This is a genomic window from Kineococcus anabasis, from assembly GCF_054590795.1.
The window spans coordinates 186,591-204,560 of sequence record NZ_BAAIHU010000009.1 but is presented as its reverse complement, the minus strand read 5'-3'; the positions used below and the strand labels follow the sequence as shown (position 1 = coordinate 204,560).

At 75.0% G+C, this 17,970-nt stretch carries 15 protein-coding genes and 1 riboswitch; of the genes, 11 read left to right on the top strand and 4 right to left on the bottom strand.

Going from position 1 to position 17,970, the window contains the following annotated elements:
* Positions 1-51: 51 nt before the first annotated feature.
* Positions 52-480 carry a hypothetical protein gene (locus ACYQBY_RS15470; RefSeq protein WP_459644771.1) on the top strand — a complete coding sequence of 143 codons (429 nt, stop codon included), beginning with the start codon at positions 52-54 and terminating at the stop codon, positions 478-480.
* 155 nt (positions 481-635) lie between these two features.
* Complete coding sequence (locus ACYQBY_RS15465; protein ID WP_459644770.1) at positions 636-1,850, top strand: NADP-dependent isocitrate dehydrogenase; 1,215 nt, start codon at positions 636-638, stop codon at positions 1,848-1,850.
* A gap of 81 nt (positions 1,851-1,931) precedes the next feature.
* Here the strand turns inward: ACYQBY_RS15465 and ACYQBY_RS15460 are convergent, their stop codons facing one another.
* Complete coding sequence (locus ACYQBY_RS15460; protein WP_459644769.1) at positions 1,932-3,386, bottom strand: family 1 glycosylhydrolase; 1,455 nt, start codon at positions 3,384-3,386, stop codon at positions 1,932-1,934.
* Between the two features lie 170 nt (positions 3,387-3,556).
* On the opposite strand from ACYQBY_RS15460, the gene ACYQBY_RS15455 reads away from it, so the two are divergent.
* Positions 3,557-4,309: a DNA-formamidopyrimidine glycosylase family protein gene (locus ACYQBY_RS15455; RefSeq protein ID WP_459644768.1), complete on the top strand. Its 753-nt coding sequence runs from the start codon at positions 3,557-3,559 to the stop codon at positions 4,307-4,309.
* A gap of 12 nt (positions 4,310-4,321) precedes the next feature.
* Here ACYQBY_RS15455 and purU read toward each other — a convergent pair whose 3' ends face one another.
* On the bottom strand, positions 4,322-5,179 hold the full coding sequence (purU, locus tag ACYQBY_RS15450) for a formyltetrahydrofolate deformylase (protein ID WP_459644767.1): 858 nt from the start codon (positions 5,177-5,179) through the stop codon (positions 4,322-4,324).
* Between the two features lie 23 nt (positions 5,180-5,202).
* On the opposite strand from purU, the gene ACYQBY_RS15445 reads away from it, so the two are divergent.
* The 4 genes from ACYQBY_RS15445 (at position 5,203) to ACYQBY_RS15430 (ending at position 10,433) form a co-directional block, all read left to right on the top strand.
* Complete coding sequence (locus ACYQBY_RS15445; RefSeq protein ID WP_459644766.1) at positions 5,203-6,444, top strand: isochorismate synthase; 1,242 nt, start codon at positions 5,203-5,205, stop codon at positions 6,442-6,444.
* A gap of 4 nt (positions 6,445-6,448) precedes the next feature.
* Positions 6,449-6,537, top strand: a riboswitch (ZMP/ZTP riboswitch).
* A 57-nt stretch (positions 6,538-6,594) separates the two neighbouring features.
* On the top strand, positions 6,595-7,908 hold the full coding sequence (gene glyA, locus ACYQBY_RS15440; RefSeq protein ID WP_459645101.1) for a serine hydroxymethyltransferase: 1,314 nt from the start codon (positions 6,595-6,597) through the stop codon (positions 7,906-7,908).
* Positions 7,905-8,792, top strand: coding sequence for a bifunctional methylenetetrahydrofolate dehydrogenase/methenyltetrahydrofolate cyclohydrolase (locus tag ACYQBY_RS15435; protein ID WP_459644765.1), 888 nt, complete (start codon positions 7,905-7,907; stop codon positions 8,790-8,792). Before glyA ends, ACYQBY_RS15435 begins: the two co-directional genes overlap by 4 nt.
* A 96-nt stretch (positions 8,793-8,888) precedes the next feature.
* A complete protein-coding gene (locus tag ACYQBY_RS15430; protein WP_459644764.1) occupies positions 8,889-10,433 on the top strand; it encodes a hypothetical protein in 1,545 nt (514 codons plus the stop codon).
* 13 nt (positions 10,434-10,446) lie between these two features.
* On the opposite strand, the gene ACYQBY_RS15425 is transcribed toward ACYQBY_RS15430, so the two are convergent.
* Together ACYQBY_RS15425 and ACYQBY_RS15420 are read right to left on the bottom strand one after the other, a co-directional pair.
* A complete protein-coding gene (locus tag ACYQBY_RS15425) occupies positions 10,447-11,241 on the bottom strand; it encodes a LamB/YcsF family protein (protein WP_459644763.1) in 795 nt (264 codons plus the stop codon).
* The gene (locus tag ACYQBY_RS15420) at positions 11,238-12,458 is read right to left on the bottom strand and encodes an NRAMP family divalent metal transporter (RefSeq protein WP_459644762.1); all 1,221 of its coding nucleotides are present in this window, start codon (positions 12,456-12,458) and stop codon (positions 11,238-11,240) included. Before ACYQBY_RS15420 ends, ACYQBY_RS15425 begins: the two co-directional genes overlap by 4 nt.
* A 143-nt stretch (positions 12,459-12,601) precedes the next feature.
* On the opposite strand from ACYQBY_RS15420, the gene ACYQBY_RS15415 reads away from it, so the two are divergent.
* The 4 genes from ACYQBY_RS15415 to ACYQBY_RS15400 all read left to right on the top strand — a co-directional run bounded on the left by ACYQBY_RS15415 (position 12,602) and on the right by ACYQBY_RS15400 (position 17,928).
* A complete protein-coding gene (locus ACYQBY_RS15415) occupies positions 12,602-13,294 on the top strand; it encodes a GntR family transcriptional regulator (protein ID WP_459644761.1) in 693 nt (230 codons plus the stop codon).
* A 244-nt stretch (positions 13,295-13,538) separates the two neighbouring features.
* The gene (locus tag ACYQBY_RS15410; protein WP_459644760.1) at positions 13,539-16,202 is read left to right on the top strand and encodes a family 43 glycosylhydrolase; all 2,664 of its coding nucleotides are present in this window, start codon (positions 13,539-13,541) and stop codon (positions 16,200-16,202) included.
* Between the two features lie 153 nt (positions 16,203-16,355).
* A complete protein-coding gene (locus ACYQBY_RS15405) occupies positions 16,356-17,147 on the top strand; it encodes an alpha/beta fold hydrolase (RefSeq protein ID WP_459644759.1) in 792 nt (263 codons plus the stop codon).
* Positions 17,148-17,151: 4 nt separating this feature from the next.
* A complete protein-coding gene (locus ACYQBY_RS15400; RefSeq protein ID WP_459644758.1) occupies positions 17,152-17,928 on the top strand; it encodes a MerR family transcriptional regulator in 777 nt (258 codons plus the stop codon).
* Positions 17,929-17,970 lie beyond the last annotated feature (42 nt).

Below are 17,970 nucleotides of genomic sequence, written 5' to 3'. Positions count from 1 at the left end.
ACATGGTCGGAGGTCTCCCGCGGCGCGGGGGCCTGCCCCTAGTCTCGGACGGTGCCCGAGGACGAGTCCCTTCTCTACACGATCCAGACGTACTCCCTCATCCTGTGGCCGGTGGCGACGATCGTCGCGGCCGTGGTGCTCGCCGTGGTCGTGCCCCGGCGGGTGCGCTCGGCGGTCCGCGACGGCATCGTGGCGGGCCTGCGCGAGCGGCGCGGCGAGGCGGTGCGTGCCGGTGCGGCCACCGAGCAGGCCCCCGGCCGGCCCCCCGGCGTGTACGGCGGCGAGCCCGCCGGGACGGCCGCCGACCCGCTCGCCGCGGCGCTGCCCGAGGCGCAGCCGCCGGTACCGGGGGAGGCGTCGTGGGGGCGCCCGCGGGTGGCGCCCCCCACGCGCCCGGCGACCGAGCGCACCGGCCCGGTGCTGCCCCGCCGCCGCGGCCCGGTGGTCACGGCCGACCACGGCGACGCCTGGCGCCCCTGAGGCCGGCCCGCCCGGCGCCCGCGCCGGGCGCCCCCCGTGCGCGCGCCCGCCCCTGAGCGCACGCCCGCCCCGGGGCGGGCGGTACGTTGGGCCCGAGCGACATGCACGGCCCGCGCCGCGACGACGCGGGCTCCGAGGGGCAGAGGAGACCAGGCGTGGCGAAGATCAAGGTGCAGGGGCCGGTCGTCGAGCTCGACGGCGACGAGATGACCCGGATCATCTGGCAGTTCATCAAGGAGCGCCTGGTCCACCCCTACCTGGACGTCGACCTGCGGTACTACGACCTGTCGATCCAGAACCGCGACGCGACCGACGACCAGGTCACGGTCGACGCGGCCAACGCCATCAAGGAGCACGGCGTCGGCGTCAAGTGCGCCACCATCACCCCGGACGAGGCGCGGGTGGAGGAGTTCGGCCTCAAGAAGATGTGGCGCTCCCCGAACGGGACGATCCGCAACATCCTCGGCGGTGTCATCTTCCGCGAGCCGATCATCATCTCGAACATCCCGCGCCTGGTGCCCGGCTGGACCAAGCCGATCATCGTGGGCCGCCACGCGTTCGGCGACCAGTACCGCGCCACGGACTTCCGCTTCCCCGGCGAGGGCACCCTCACGGTGACGTTCACCCCCGCGGACGGCTCCGAGCCCATCCAGCACGAGGTGTTCCAGGCCCCCGGCCCCGGTGTGTCGCTGTCGATGTACAACCTCGACGCCTCGATCGTCGACTTCGCGCGCGCCTCCCTGAACTACGGCCTCGCGCGGAACTACCCGGTCTACCTCTCCACGAAGAACACGATCCTCAAGGCCTACGACGGCCGGTTCAAGGACATCTTCGAAGAGGTCTACGAGGCCGAGTTCAAGGAGCAGTTCGAGAAGGCCGGGCTGACCTACGAGCACCGCCTCATCGACGACATGGTCGCCTCCGCCCTGAAGTGGGAGGGCGGCTACGTGTGGGCCTGCAAGAACTACGACGGCGACGTGCAGTCCGACACCGTCGCGCAGGGCTTCGGCTCCCTGGGCCTGATGACCTCCGTGCTGGCCACCCCGGACGGGCGCACCGTGGAGGCCGAGGCCGCGCACGGCACCGTGACCCGCCACTACCGCCAGCACCAGCAGGGCAAGCCGACGTCCACCAACCCGATCGCGTCGATCTACGCGTGGACGCGCGGCCTGGCCCACCGCGGCAAGCTGGACTCCACCCCCGAGGTCACCGGTTTCGCCGAGACCCTCGAGGACGTCGTCATCAGGACCGTCGAGGGCGGGCAGATGACGAAGGACCTCGCCGTGCTCGTCGGGCCGGAGCAGTCCTTCCTGACGACCGAGGAGTTCCTCGCCGCGCTGGACGAGAACCTGCAGGCGCGCCAGGGCTGAGCCCCGCACGCACGACGGCCCGGGTCCCGGTGGGACCCGGGCCGTCGCACGTGCGGTCCGGCCGGCCCCGCGGGGCCGGGTTCACAGGGCGTTGGCGGCGATGACCTCGGAGTACCACCAGGCGCTGTCCTTGGCGGTGCGCGTCCCGGTGTCGAAGTCGACGTGCACCAGTCCCCGGCGCTGCCCGTAGCCCTCCGACCACTCGAACCCGTCCAGCAGCGACTCCACGTGGAAACCCTCCAGGCGCACGCCCTCGCCGACGGCGCGGTGCGCCTGGTGCAGGTGCTCGCGCAGGTGCTCGGTGCGCCCGGGGTCGGCGGTCGGGTGCCCCGAGGCCGCCGGGGTGGCGTGGCCGCTGCCCGTCACGCTGAGGACGGGGTTGCCGTAGTCGAGGGCCACCCGCGTCAGCGTCTCGTGCAGCCCCTCGGACAGGGAGCGCAGCTCCTCGGCGGGCGGTGGCCGCCGGTCCACCGTGCGCCCCGCGGCGTCCACCACCAGCGGGGGAGCGTGGTTCACGCCGAGGACGTCGAGGGGGGAGGCGATGGTGTCCATGTCCCCGGCGCGCACGCTCGCCCGCAGCGCCGGGGCGTCCAGGCCGCCCGTCCCCCCACCGGCCAGGACGTCCCCGGGGTAGCCGCCGGTGAAGACGGGGTCCAGGTACAGCCGGTTCTCCACCCCGTCGCGCAGCGCGGCCGCCGCCCGCGCGCCGGGGGAGTCGTCGGCGGCGCGCACGGAGGAGAGGTTCAGCACGATCCCCACCCGGGTGCCTGCGTCGGCCGCGCGGATGGCCTGCACGGCCAGCCCGTGGCCCAGGAGGAGGTGGTGCAGGGCGGCGGCGGCGGTGGCCGGCTCGCGCAGGCCGGGCGCGTGGACGCCGGTGAGGTGGCCCAGCACGACGGCCGTCTTGGGCTCCTCCAGCGTCAGGTACGTGGGGACGGTCCCGGCGAGGGCCTGCGCCACGGCGGTGGCGTACTCCGCGAAGCGGGAGGCGGTGTCCCGCGCCGCCCAGCCGCCCACCTCCTGCAGGGCCTGCGGGGTGTCCCAGTGCCACAGCGTCGCCACGGGGGTGATGCCCCGGGCCAGCAGCCCGCCCACCAGCCGCTGGTAGAAATCCATCCCGGCGGTGTTGACGGGGCCGCTGCCGGTGGGCTGCACCCGCGGCCAGGAGATGGAGAAGCGGTAGCTGCGCACGCCCAGCCTGGCCAGCATGTCCAGGTCCTCGGGATAGCGGTGGTAGTGGTCGCAGGCCACCTCGCCGGTGCCGCCGTCCGCGGTGCGACCCGGGGAGGCGCTGAAGGCGTCCCACACGGACGGCCCGCGCCCGTCCTCGTCGACCGCCCCCTCGACCTGGTACGCGGAGGTCGCCGCGCCCCAGGCGAAACCGTCGGGGAAGCGACGCGACCCCGGGGTCGGGGTGGGGGCCGGGTCGGGGGCGCCCGCACGTGGGGAGCAGCCGGCGACCCAGCCCGCCGCCGAGCCCGCGGCGGCACCGGCCGCCAGGGCGGTGAGCGCCTGGCGGCGGGTCGGGCGGGGCATCGGTGTCCTCTCGCAGCGGGTGGGAGCGCTCGCAGGGTGCCGGATGGCGATCACCTCCGTCAACGGAGTGTCGACGACACCTCACGGACAGGTTCCCCCGTGTCCGGCCGCCCGCACCGGGTACACCGGGGAGGGAGCCCGCCGCGGCGGTGGGCGGTGAGGAGCGCGTCGTGCCCGAGGGCCACCTGCTGCACCGCGCCGCGCACGAGCAGTCGGCGGCGCTGGCCGGGCGGGTGCTGCGCGCCTCCAGCCCGCAGGGCAGGTTCGACGCGACGCCCTGGGACGGGCACGTGCTCACGGGCGTGGAGGCGTGGGGCAAGCACCTGCTGTACGCCGTCGAGGGCGCCCCGGCCCTGCACGTGCACCTGGGGATGCGCGGGCTGTTCCTGCGCTACGACGACCTCGCCGCCGCCCCGCCGCGCAGCACCCGGCTGCGCCTCGCCGGTGCGGACGCGGCGTTCTGCCTCATCGCGCCCTCGCGCTGCGAGCCGCTCACCGCCGCCGGGCAGGAGGCCCTGCTGCGCTCCCTGGGGCCCGACCCCCTGCGCGAGGGCGCGGCGGGACGCGGGGAGGCCGTGGCCCGCCTGCTCGCCGCGCGCGGGGCGGTGGGGGCCGCGGTGGTGGAGCAGTCCGTGTGGGCGGGCCTCGGCAACGCCTGGCGCGCGGAACTGCTGTTCCTCGCCGGCATCGACCCGGCCCGGCCCGTCGCCGGGCTGGCGGAGCAGGAGGCGGGCGCGCTGTGGGACCTCGCGGTGGAGCTGCTGCCCCTGGGCCGCGACGCCGGGCAGGTCGTCAGCGACCCCACCGCCCCCGACGAGCGCTGGGTCTACAAGCGCGACACCTGCCGGCGCTGCGGGGCGCCGGTGCGCGTCTCGCAGGTCGGCGGGCGCACCGCCTACACCTGCCCTGCCGAGCAGCGCTGAGGTCGGCCCTTTTCAGCGGAAGACGACCGTGCGGTGCCCGTCCAGCAGCACCCGCTGCTCCGCGTGCCAGCGCACCGCCCGCGCCAGCGCCCGGCACTCCACGTCCTGCCCCAGCCGCACCAGGTCCGCCGGGGTGGAGCGGTGGTCCACCCGCTCCACGTCCTGCTCGATGATCGGCCCCTCGTCGAGGGCGGCCGTCACGTAGTGGGCGGTCGCGCCGATGAGCTTGACCCCGCGGTCGTGCGCCTGGTGGTAGGGCCGGGCGCCCTTGAAGCTGGGCAGGAAGGAGTGGTGGATGTTGATGGCCCGCCCCTCCAGGGCCCGGCACAGCGGGTCGGAGAGGATCTGCATGTACCGGGCCAGGACGACCAGCTCGACGCCCTCGGCCTCCACCAGCTCCAGCAGCCGCGCCTCCGCGGCCTCCTTGGACGCCGGCTCGCCCGCCACGACCGGCACGTGGTGGAAGGGCACCCCGTAGAACTCCGCCATCGGCGCGAGGTCCGGGTGGTTGGAGACGACCGCCGCGACGTGCACGGGCAGGGCGCCGGAGCGCTGGCGGAAGAGCAGGTCGTTGAGGCAGTGCCCCTCCTTGGACACCATGACGACCGTCCGCACGGGGCGGTCGGCGTGCACCATGCGCCACGTCAGGTCGAAGCGGCGGGCCACGACCTCCAGGTTCGCCCGCAGCGCCTCGTCGGAGGCGTCCGCCTCGAAGGCCACGCGCATGAAGAACTGGCCCGTCGCGGGGTTGCCGTACTGCTGGCTGTCGGTGATGTTCGCGTCCAGCGCGACCAGGGCCCCGGAGACGGCGTGGACGATGCCCGGGCGGTCGGGGCAGGACAGGGTGAGAACCCGGGATCCGTCTGTCACGGAACCGAGCCTAGGGTGCTGTGGTGCCCGGAAGCCCGGGGGCCGCCGCCCTCCTGCCGCCCGAGGCCGTGGCGGCGCTGGCCGCGGGTGCCACGGTCCTCGCCGCGCCCGACGGCGTCCTCGTCGGCGCGGGGCAGCGCCCCGTCCCCGGCCGCAGCGGCCGCGAGCAGCTCCGGCAGGTGGGGGCGGTGCTGGCGGCGGCGCCGGCCGGCTCGGTCGTCCTGGGCGCGGTGCCCTTCGACCTCGACGGGCGCGGTGCGCTGGCCCTGGCCACCGACGTGCGGCGGCTGCCCCGCGCGCTCGTGGGGGCTGCGCCCGGAGCCGCGGGGGCCGGTGTCCCGGCCGCGGGGCAGGGCGCCGCGGCGCCGGTGCAGCGCGTGGTGCGCTCGGGCTCGCGGCCGACGCCGGAGGGCTACCGCAGGGCGGTGGCCGACGCGGTGCGGCGCATCCGGGCGGGGGAGCTGGCCAAGGTGGTCCTGGCCCGCTCGGTGGACGTGCGGCTGCTCGCCGCGCCCGCCCTGACCGACGTGGTGCAGCGGCTGGCCGCCGCGAACCCCGCGGCGCGGGTGCTGGCGGTGCCGCTGCCGGGCGGCGACCCGGCGCACCGCACCTGGCTGGTGGGGGCGACCCCGGAGCTGCTGGTGCGCCGCCGCGGCCGAGAGGTGACGTGCGTGCCGCTGGCGGGCTCGCAGGCGCGCTCGGCGGACCCGGCGGTGGACGCCGCACGGGCCGCGCGGCTCACCGGCTCGGACAAGGACCGCCGCGAGCACGCCTTCGTGGTGGACGCCATCGTGGAGGCGCTGCGCCCGTACTGCACCGAGGTGCGCGCCCCGGCGCCGGAGCTGCTGGCCACCCCGGCGGTGTGGCACCTGGCGACGCGCGTCACGGCGCGGCTGCGGGACCCGGCGACGACCTCGGCGGACCTGGTCGCCGCGCTGCACCCCACCCCGGCCGTGGGCGGCACCCCGCGCGGGGTCGCCACCGCCGTCATCGCGGAGCTGGAGGGCTTCGACCGCGGCTGCTACGCGGGGGCGGTGGGGTTCCAGGACGCGGCCGGGGACGGGGAGTGGTCCGTGGGGGTGCGCTGCGCGGAGCTGGTGGGCAACCGGCTGCGGCTGTTCGCGGGCGCCGGGATCGTGGCCGGCTCCGACCCGGACGCGGAGCTGGCGGAGACGGACGCGAAGCTGCGCACCGTGCTGGGCGCGCTGGGCCTGGTGCTGGAGGGGAGCGCGGAACCCGCCGGAGCGCCCCGCGCGGTCGGCTAACCTGGGGAGGAGTCGCGACTGGCGAAGGTGGGGCACCACCGGGGAGCGGCGCACGAGGTCTCCGACCACGGGTCGTCCGCCTGGGCCCCGGTCACCACCCGACAGCGCACCCGTCCGCGAGATCCCCGGAGGACACCCGTGACCGACGTCCTGCCCGCCCAGAACGGCCCCGCCGCGAGCAGCGCGGGCCAGATCACCGACCTGCCCCTGGCGCAGGTCGACCCCGAGATCGCCGCCGTCCTCGACGCCGAGCTGGGCCGCCAGCGCGACACCCTCGAGATGATCGCGAGCGAGAACTTCGCCCCCCGCGCGGTGCTGGAGGCGCAGGGCTCGGCCCTGACCAACAAGTACGCCGAGGGCTACCCCGGCAAGCGGTACTACGGCGGCTGCGAGCACGTGGACGTGGCCGAGCAGCTGGCCATCTCCCGCGTGAAGGACCTGTTCGGCGCCGAGCACGCCAACGTGCAGCCGCACTCCGGCGCCACCGCCAACGCCGCCGCGATGCACGCCCTGATCCGCCACGGCGACGGCATCCTGGGCCTGGAGCTGGCGCACGGCGGCCACCTCACGCACGGCATGAAGATCAACTTCTCGGGCCGGCTGTACGACGTCTCCGCCTACGGCGTGGACCCGCAGACCTTCCGCGTCGACATGGACCAGGTCCGCGCCAAGGCGCTGGAGTCCCGCCCCAAGCTGATCATCGCGGGCTGGTCGGCGTACCCCCGCCACCTGGACTTCGCCGCCTTCCGCTCCATCGCGGACGAGGTCGGCGCCTTCCTCATGGTGGACATGGCCCACTTCGCCGGCCTCGTCGCCGCCCACCTGCACCCCAGCCCCGTGCCGCACGCCGACGTCGTGACCTCCACCGTGCACAAGACCCTCGCGGGCCCGCGCTCCGGCGTGATCCTCTCCCGCGAGGAGCACGCCAGGAAGATCGACTCCGCGGTCTTCCCGGGCCAGCAGGGCGGCCCCCTCATGCACGTGATCGCGGGCAAGGCCGTGGCGTTCAAGCTCGCCGCCACCGAGGAGTTCCGCGACCGCCAGCGCCGCACCCTGGAGGGCGCGCAGATCATCGCCGAGCGCCTCACGCAGCCGGACTGCGTGCAGAACGGCGTGGACGTCCTCACCGGCGGCACCGACGTGCACCTGGTGCTCGTCGACCTGCGCAAGTCCGCCCTGGACGGCCAGCAGGCCGAGGACCGCCTGCACGCGGTGGACATCACCGTCAACCGCAACGCGGTGCCGTTCGACCCGCGCCCGCCGCGCGTCACCTCCGGCCTGCGCATCGGCACCCCGGCGCTGGCCACCCGCGGCTTCGGCGCGGCGGAGTTCACCGAGGTCGCCGACGTCATCGCCGCGGCCCTCAAGCCCGGCTTCGACGCCGAGGCGCTGCGCGCGCGGGTCCGCAGGCTCACCGCGCAGTTCCCGCTGTACCCCTCGACCCCGGCGCAGGTGCGCGCGTGACGGCGGTCGTCCTCGACGGCAAGGCCGCCGCGGCGGAGATCAAGGCCGACCTGACGACCCGGGTCGCGGCCCTGCGCGAGCGGGGCGTGGTGCCGGGCCTGGGCACCGTCCTCGTCGGTGACGACCCGGGCAGCGCCAGCTACGTCGCGGGCAAGCACCGCGACTGCGCGCAGGTGGGCATCTCCTCGATCCGGGTGGACCTGCCCGCCACGGCCACGCAGGCGGAGGTGGAGCAGGAGGTCGCCCGGCTCAACGCCGACCCCGCCTGCACCGGCTTCATCGTCCAGCTGCCGCTGCCGCGGGGGATGGACGCCAACCGGGTCCTGGAGCTGGTGGACCCGGACAAGGACGCCGACGGGCTGCACCCGACGAACCTCGGCCGCCTCGTGCTGCGCGTGCGCGAGGAGGTCACCTCCCCGCTGCCGTGCACGCCGCGCGGCGTGATCCACCTGCTGGAGCGCCACGGGGTGCCGCTGCAGGGGGCCGAGGTCGTCGTCGTGGGCCGCGGTGTCACGGTCGGGCGGCCCATCGGGCTGCTGCTCACCCGCAACGGCGTCGACGCCACCGTCACCCTCTGCCACACCCGCACGCGGGACCTCGCGGCGCACCTGCGCCGCGCGGACGTGGTCGTCGCGGCGGCCGGGGTGGCGGGGCTGGTGCGCCCGCAGGACGTCAAGCCGGGCGCGGCGGTCCTGGACGTCGGCGTCTCCCGGGTGGAGGACCCCGCCACGGGGAAGGCCCGGCTCGCGGGCGACGTCGACCCGGCGGTCGCGGAGGTCGCCGGCTGGCTGTCCCCGAACCCGGGGGGCGTCGGCCCGATGACCCGCGCGCTGCTCCTGACGAACGTCGTCGAGAGCGCCGAGCGCGCGGCGGGTCTGCGCTGAACCGGCCCCGCGGCCCGCGCGTCCTGCGCGGGTCCTCCACCGGCTCCGCCCACGAGCGTGATCGACCGGCACGGGCGGGTCTGGTTTGATCCACCCGTGCTGACCGACGCCACGACCGCGACGGCCGTCCCCACCGGGCCGGCCGTCGCGGCGCCCGCGGGGCACCGGGCCCGGCGTCTCGTGCACGCCCTGGCCCCGGTCGTGCTCGTGGCGGCGCTGGCGGCGGGCGCCGCGTGGCTGACCCGCGGCGCGCTCATCGACGACGCCTACATCACCCTCACCTACGCCCGCAACGTCGCCGAGCACGGCACGTGGGGGCTGCTGTCGGACGTGCCGTCCTCGACGGCCACCGCACCCCTGTGGGTGCTCCTCCTGGCAGCGCTGACCCGCCTGAGCGGGGACGCCCTGACGGCCCTGGCGCTCGCGCAGGTCGCTGTCGCGGCCGCGCTGGTGCCCGTGCTGCGGGCGCTGGCCCGCCGGACGCACCTGCCGGTGTGGACGGCTCCGGCCGCCGCGGCCGTCGTGGTCGTCCACCCGCTGCTGCTGAGCGTGACGGGCATGGAGAGCGGGCTGCTCGTGCTGCTGCTGGCCGCCACGGTGCTGGCGGGTGCCGCGGGGCGGGCGGTGCCGTTCGGCCTGCTGGCGGGCGCGGCGTTCCTGACCCGCATGGACGCCGCGTTCGCGCTCGTCGTCGTGGCGCTGCTGAGCCCGCGGGTGCTGCGCCGCCTGCACGTGGCGCTGCCCGCGGCGGCGGTGGTGGCGCTGTCGTGGATGGCGTGGAGCTGGTACGCCCTGGGCACCGCGATCCCCGACACGTTCCTCATCAAGACCCAGCAGGGCACGTTCGGGCCATGGTCCGTGGCGGACGGCTGGGCCTGGTACCACGAGCTGTACGGCGCGGTCGCCGTCGTGGCGTTCGCGCCGATCGCGCTGGCGGCGCTGGCGCTGGTGCTGCTCGGGGCGCTGCTGCGCCGCCGCACCGGCCCGGGGCGGCCGGCGACGCTGCCGTGGCTGGCGCTGACGGCCGCCGGTGTCGCGCACTGGCTGACGCTGGTGGTGCTGGGCGTGCCGCCGTACCACTGGTACTACGCGCCGCTCGTGGCGTCGGGGCTGCTCGGCACCGTCGCGGTGGTGGCGGCGCTCACCGCCCGCGGTGCCCGGCTGCGGGTGCCCGTGGCGGCGCTGCTGCTGGTGCAGGTCGCCACCTCCCTCGCGGTGGACGTGTCCGGGCCGCTGCCGTGGCGGGTCATGCCGGTGCAGACGAACTTCGCCACCTCCCGCGCGTACGAGGCGATGGGCGAGGACCTGCGCGCGGAGCTGGACGGCGGGCGGGTGGTGACGTTCGGCGAGATCGGGCACCTGGCCTACGTCTGCGACTGCGTCGTCGACGGGTTCGCGGACCCGGCGCGGGTGGTGCCGGGGATCGAGAAGGCGCTGGAGGAGTCCACCGGTGTGGGCCGGGCGTTGCTGGAGCTGAACTACCGCCACCGCGACCTGGACGCCCAGCCGGTGCCCGTCGTGGGTCACCTGGCGGTCGTCCGGCCGAGCCAGGGCCCGCCGGGCGCGCCGGCGTGGCACATGGACCTGCTGCCGTGGTGGCGGGACGTGGCGCTGGTCCTGGACGCGCCGCCGGCCCGCTGAGGCGGCGCACCGCTCAGGTGGGGGGTGCGGTGAAGGGCGCGACCCGGATCCCCGCCTCTTCCAGCGCGGCCCGCACGGCGCGGGCGATGGCCACGGCGCCCGGGGTGTCCCCGTGCACGCACACCGACCCCACCGCGACGGGGACCACGCTGCCGTCGACGGCCTCGACCTCGCCGTCGCGGGCCATCCGCACGCAGCGCCGGGCGATCTCCCCGGCGTCGTGCAGGACCGCACCCGGCTCCCGCCGGGACACGAGGGTCCCCTCCGGGGTGTAGGCGCGGTCGGCGAAGGCCTCGGCGACGGTGCGCAGGCCCGCCCGCCCGGCCAGGTCCAGGAACCTGGAGCCGGGCAGGCCGAGCACGGCCAGCGCCGGGTCGTAGCGGCGCACGGCCTCGACGACGGCGGCGGCCTGCGCCTCGTGGTGCACGACGGTGTTGTAGAGCGCCCCGTGCGGTTTGACGTAGGCCACGCGGGTGCCGGCGACGCGCGCGAACGCCTCCAGCGCGCCGAGCTGGTAGAGCACGTCGTTCGTCAGGTCGGCGGGTTCGACGTCGACGAAGCGGCGGCCGAAACCGGCGAGGTCGCGGTAGCCGACTTGCGCGCCGATCACCACCCCGCGCCGCGCCGCCTCCTCGCACGTGCGGCGCAGGACGGTGGGGTCCCCGGCGTGGAAACCGCACGCGACGTTGGCGCTGGTGACGACCTCCAGCACGGCCTCGTCGTCGCCGAGGACCCAGCGGCCGAAGCTCTCGCCGAGGTCGGAGTTGAGGTCCACGGTGGGCCCTCCCGATGCCGTCGCCGCGCTCACGCCCAGATCGTCCCGAGCGCGCTGAGCGAGCGGTAGGCCAGGTACAGGGTGACCAGCCACGCCGCGATGCCGATCCCGATGAGCCAGCGCGGGTAGCGGTACCCGCCGAGCAGGTCGCTGCGGCGCAACCCGACCCAGAGGACGACGACCAGGCCGAGGGGCAGGACCATGCCGTTGAAGGCACCGGCGAACACCAGCAGGCTCACCGGTGCGGCCCCGGCGAGCAGGAAGAAGGCCGTCGAGGCCACGATGAACAGCACCGTCAGCGCGCTGCGCGTGCGCGGGCTCGTCGAGGACGTCGTGAGGAAGCTGACGGAGGTGTAGGAGGCGCCGATGACCGAGGTGAGCGCCGCCGCCCAGAGGATGACGCCGAAGACGCGCAGGCCCACCTCCCCGGCCGCGGACTGGAACGCCGAGGCCGCGGGGTTGTCCGCCGCGAGCGAGGCGCCGCCGGCCACGACGCCGAGGACGGCGAGGAACAGCAGCGTCCGCATGACGGCGGTGATGACGATGCCGGTGACGGAGCCGCGGGTGATCTCGGCGACGTTCTCGCGGCCGGTGACGCCGGCGTCGACGAGGCGGTGGGCCCCGGCGTAGGTGATGTAGCCGCCGACGGTGCCGCCGATGAGGGTGGTGATGGCGAGGAAGCTCACCGTCTCGGGCGCCACCGTGTTGCGCAGCGCCTCGCCCACGGGCGGGGAGGACACCACCGCCACGTACGCCGTCATCGCGATCATGACGATGCCCAGGACGACGACGATGCGGTCGAGGGCGACACCGGCGGAGCGGGAGAGGAAGACGGCGATCGCGAGGAGCGCCGAGAGCGCCGCGCCCCACCGGGGGTCCAGGCCGAGCAGCGCATCGAGCCCGAGCCCGGCGCCGGCAACGTTGCCGATGTTGAAGACCAGGCCGCCGACGACGACGAGCGCGGTGAGCGCCCAGCCCAGCCCGGGCAGGACGCGGTTGCCGAGCTCCTGCGCCCGCAGCCCCGAGACCCCGATGACCCGCCACACGTTCAGCTGCAGGGCGATGTCGACGAGGATGCTGACGAGGATGGCGAAGGCGAACGCCGCGCCGAGCTGGACGGTGAACGTGGTGGTCTGGGTGATGAAACCCGGGCCGATGGCGCTGGTGGCCATGAGGAACATGGCGCCGAGCAGGGCGGAGCGACCGCGCCTGCCGGTGGTGGCGGGCGCCGGGGACGTGGGGACAGCCATGGGGACCTCGCACGCGTCGTGGGGGCGGAGGGAGCCGGCCGTGCTGGGCGCCTGCGGGTGCGGGTGCCGGGGGAGCGGCCTCCGAGGCTAGGAGTTGTTGAACGATCCGGCAAGAGCCGGGAGGTTCCGGCTAGGTTTCGGCCGTGACCCCCGCGCGTTCCGGCACCGACGGCGGCCTCGCCGAGCGGCTGAGCTCCGCCGGCCGCGCGCTGGCGCTCGGCGGCACCGCCGACCGCGTGGCCGACGCGCTGCGCGACCTCGTCCTCGCCGGTGAGCTGCGCCCCGGCACCCGGCTGCGCGAGGACGCCGTCAGCGGCCTGCTCGGCGTCTCCCGCAACACCCTGCGCGAGGCCTTCCGCCTGCTCTCCCGCGAGCGGCTGCTCCAGCACGAGCTGCACCGCGGCGTCTTCGTGCGCACCCTGACGGCTGCCGACGTCGCCGACGTCTACCGGCTGCGCCGTCTCCTCGAGGGCGCCGCCGTGCGGGCGGACCCGGTGCCGGGGAGCCTGTCGCGCGTGCGTGCCGCCGTGCGGGACGGGCGGGCGGCCGCGAGGCGTCAGGACTGGGCGGGCGTGGGGACCGCCGACGTGGAGTTCCACCGGGCGCTCGTCGCCCTGGCGGGCAGCCCCCGGATGGACGAGGCGATGGGCCACCTGCTGGCCGAGCTGCGGCTCGCCTTCGCCGCCGCGCTGGACCCGCGGGAGCTGCACGAGCCCTACCTCGCGGACAACGCCCGCATCCTGGAGCACCTGGGGGCCGGCGAGCGCGAGGAGGCCGCCCGCCTGCTCGCCGACTACCTCGACCGGGCGGAGCGGCAGGTCCTCGCGGGCGGGTAGTGGGCGACCCCGACCTCGTGGGGAAGGTCTTCGCCTGCCCCTTGACGCACACCGGGGCGGGTGCTTTTATCGATACATTGTTAGCGCTCACGCGGACGGTCCGTCCCGTGCAGCCTGCGCCACACCGACGCGAGCACGGCCCCGAGGACGAGGCCGCAGCCCCGGCCCGGAGGACGCGCACCGCTGGCAGAACCGCGTGGGGCGCCTGCCGCACGCGGCGCCCACGACCCCGAGGAGCCCGCTCGTGCAACGACGAACGAGAACAGCCCCCACCAGAGGGGTGGCCGCGGTCGCGGTCGCCGCGACGCTGACCCTGATCGGCGGGGGAGCGGTGGGCACGCCGGCGTCGGCGGCCACCGAGCTCACCGTCAACGGCGGCTTCGAGGACGGCCTGACCGGATGGTTCGCCAACAACGGCAACGCCACCGACCGCGCCAAGCTGACGGTCACCGACGACGCGTGGTCCGGGAGCAGCGCCGTGCTGGTCACGGACCGGGGTTCCACCGGTTCGGGCCCGATGCAGGACCTGTCGGGCAAGCTGCAGGCGGGGCAGACCTACGAGCTCAGCGCCCGCGTCAAGTACGACGACCCCGACAGCCCGGCCACCAAGCAGTTCTTCATGACGATCCACTTCGGGGGCGGGTCGTACACGAACATGGGCAGCGTCACCGTGGCACGGGGTGAGTGGGGCCTGATCGACGCCACCTTCACCATCCCGGCCGGGCAGGACGTCAGCACCGCCAGGGTGTTCCTGGAGACGCCGTGGGTCGCGGACCCGCAGGCGGCCCCGGACGTCCACCTCATGGACTTCGTCGTCGACGACGTGTCCCTGGAGGGTGTCGAGGCCCCGCCGCCCGCGCCGCCCGCGTCGCGGACCGTCGAGGTCGTCGGCAAGCTGCCCGGTGACAGCAACCCGCTGATCTCGCACAAGTTCGGCGCCGACGCGTTCGGCATGGTCGACGGCGACCGGGTGTACCTGTACATGACCAACGACACCCAGGGCTACGCGCCCGACCCCGTCACCGGCGTCTCGCCGCAGATCGACTACGGGAAGATCAACCAGATCACCGTCATCTCCTCCGAGGACCTCGTCAACTGGACCGACCACGGCGAGATCCAGGTCGCGGGCCCGAACGGGATCGCGCCGTACACGAACAACTCGTGGGCGCCCGGTGCGGTGCAGAAGGTCGTCGACGGCGAGGAGAAGACCTTCCTCTACTACGCCAACGGCGGTGGTTCCAGCAACGTCGTCGTCGGGAAGTCCCCGCTCGGTCCCTGGAGCAACGAGCGCGACAGCACGCTCGTCGACTCCCGGACGCCCGGGGCGCAGGACGTGGCGTGGAAGTTCGACCCTGCACCGTTCGTCGGCGACGACGGCCAGGCCTACCTGTTCTTCGGTGGCGGGCCCGCCTCCACGGCGCTGCCGGCGGCCGAGCGGTTCAACAACCCCAAGAACATCCGCGTCATCGACCTGGCCGACGACATGGTGAGCACCGAGGGTTCCGCCCGCGTCGTGGACACCCCCGTGTCGTTCGAGGCCGGTCACGTCTTCGAGCGCCAGGGCCGCTACTACCTGTCCTACTCCTCCCACTTCGGCGGCCCGGACTTCGGCGGCAACCAGCCCCGCACGCCCGGGTACCCCGGGGCCGGGGAGATCGGCTACATGATCTCCGACCGGCCCGACGTGTGGCCCAAGGAGAAGTACGCGGGTGTCCTGTTCCCCAACCAGTCGCAGTTCTTCGGCGCCGGGACCGGGGGGAACAACCACCAGTCCGTGTTCGAGCTGGGCGGGGAGTTCTACTTCACCCACCACGCGCCCACGCTGAACAAGCGGATCAACGGCGACCGGACGCAGGGCTACCGCAGCCCACACATCGAGAAGCTGGAGTTCAACGCGGACGGGACGATCAAACAGGTCGTCGGCACCTACAAGGGTGTCGAGCAGGTCAAGGACCTCGACCCCTACCAGGTCCTCGAGGCCGAGACCATCGCCTGGCGCCAGGGCCTCACCACCGCGCCGGTCGACAGGCCGTCGAAGCAGTTCGGGGCGGGCGCGCCCAACCTGGCGCTGACCGACGTCGACCACGGCGACTGGACGTCTCTGTCCTCCGTCGACTTCGGTGCGGACGGGGCCGCGCGCCTCACCGCCGGCGTCAAGGCGCTGGCCGAGGGCGCACGCATCGAGCTGCGCCTCGACGACCGCACGGCACCCGTCGTCGCCACGCTCGACGTCCCCGCCGGGGGCGACTGGGCCGAGGTCTCCGCGGAGCTGAAGGGCGTCACCGGCGTGCACGACGTCTACCTGACGTTCACCGGCCCCGCCGGCAAGGACCTCCTCCAGGTCGACACCTGGGAGTTCACGGCGGCCGAGAAGTGGGCCACCGACGTGTCGCTGGCCGACGTGCTCGCCGAGGACACCAGCGGCCCGGAGAGCCCGCCCCGCGCGAACGGGGCGGACTTCGACCTGCTGTCCGTCGCGCTCGACCGGGTGCTGACCGCGCGCCCGGACAGCCCCCTCCGTGCCCTCGCCGACCCCGACCGGGCGCTGACGGCCTTCCTGCCCGACGACGACGCCTTCGTCGCCGCGCTCGAGGCCACCGCGCGGGGACGCGTCCCCCACGAGAGGGCCGCGGCCGCCCGGCTGCGCTCGGCCTACCCGGTCGCGGAGCTCGAGAAGCTGCTCCTCGGCCACGTCGTGCTCGACGCCACGCTCCCCGGCGGAAAGCTGCTCGACGGCACCGGGCTCACCACCGCCGCGGGGTCGAAGCTCACCGTCCGGGTCCAGAACGGCCGGGTGGACCTGCTCGACGGCGGCGGCCGCGTCGCGGCCACCGTCACCACGGCCGACGTCAACCTCGGCCAGGTGCAGGTCGGCCACGCGCTCGACCGGGTCCTGCCGCTCGGCTGAGCCACGGGCACCGCTGCAGGCTGGTGCAGGTCGGAGAGGGCCACCCCGTCCCGCGGGGTGGCCCTCCCGCGTCGGCGGCCACCGGCTCGGACCGGGAACCCGTTCCCCGGTGACCGTTGACCTTGACCCGAGGTCAGGGAGCAGGGTGAGCGCATGACGACTTCTCCCTGGACGGGCACGGTCCCCGTCGACGACAGCGCGCTCGCGGTCACCGACACGGGCGGGACCGGCACGCCCGTCCTCTACCTGAACGGCTCCTACGCCAGCCGGCGGCACTGGCGGGCCACCATCGCCGAGCTGGGTGACGGGTACCGGCACATCACCTTCGACGAGCGTGCCCGCGGCAGGTCGAAGCGCTCCGCGGACTGCTCCTTCGAGGCGTGCCTGCGGGACATCGGGGTGGTCCTGGACGCGCGAGGGGTCCGGCGGGCCCTCCTCGTGGGGTGGTCCTACGGGTCGTACCTCGCGATGTACTGGGCGGAACGGCACCCCGACCGGGCGCTGGGGGTGGTGAACGTGGACGGCGCCCTGCCCTACGGCCTGACCGGCCCGGAGGGCCACGAGCGGATCCGGACGCTGTTCCGCCGGATGCGGCTCCTGCTGCCCGTGCTAGCCCCCTTCGGCCTGGCGGCGCGGATGTCCGCCGACCAGCACGCCGACATCAACATCGAGATCAACGAGCTCGCCGCCGCCTGCGGTCCGGTCCTGGAGCGGGTGGCCTGCCCGGTGCGGTACGTCCTCGGGACGGGCGACAGCTTCGGGAGCCGCGACGGCGAGCAGGAGCAGGCGCGCGCCGCCCTGGAGCCGGTGCTCGCCCGGAACCCGAACCTGCGGATCAGCGCGAAGGTCGCCAGCGACCACGGCGCCATCCTGCGCAGGGACTCCACGGCCGTCGCCCACGCGGTCCGCGAGGTCGCCGCCGCACACAGCCGAGCCACCAGCTGAGCCGATGACGGGTGGGCTCACGATCGGGCAGGCGGCCTCGTTCGCCGGGGTCACGATCAAGACCGTGCGCCACTACCACCGCCTGGGGCTGCTCGCCGAGCCACGACGGGACGGTTCCGGTTACCGCCGGTACACGTCGGCCGATCTGCTCCGGCTGATCCAGGTGCGCACCCTGGCCGAGGCGGGGGTGGCACTCGCGGAGATCGGCGATCTGCTCGACGCCGAGCCCGGACCGTTCGCCGCGGCCCTGGTGGACGTCGAGCGGCGGCTCGGCGAGCGGATCGAGGAACTCGCCGCGCGCCGGGACCGGTTGCACCGGCTGGCCGACGGTGACCGGGCGCTCCTCCCCGCCCGCGCCTGCGCCGTCCTGGCCCGGTTCACCGGACTCGGTTTCCCGCCGGACTTCGTGGCCGCGCAGCGGGAGGGTCTCGTCCTGGCGCAGGCCCTGGCCCCGGACTTCCTGGACGGTTTCCTGGCCCAGCTCGAGCAGCGGCTCGACGATCCGGAGCACGTCGAGCTGCAGAAGCGCAGCTGGGACGCCGTGTCCTGGGACCCGGGCGACCCGCGTGTCGACGAACTCGCCTCCGCTCTCGCCGACAACCTCCTGGCCCACCGGGAGCTGCTGGAGCCGCAGGCCGGCTTCTTCTCCGAGCCCGACGCCGGCACCCGCTACGGCCTCATCAACGACCACCAGGCGGACCGGGTCCCGACCCTGGCCCGGATCACCGAGCTCGTCGAGGCGCGGCTGCGCGCGGCGGGTCTGGCGATCCCGCTGTCCTGACCGGGCCGCCGGCAGGGCCACCGGAAAGGTTCCCCGGCGCCG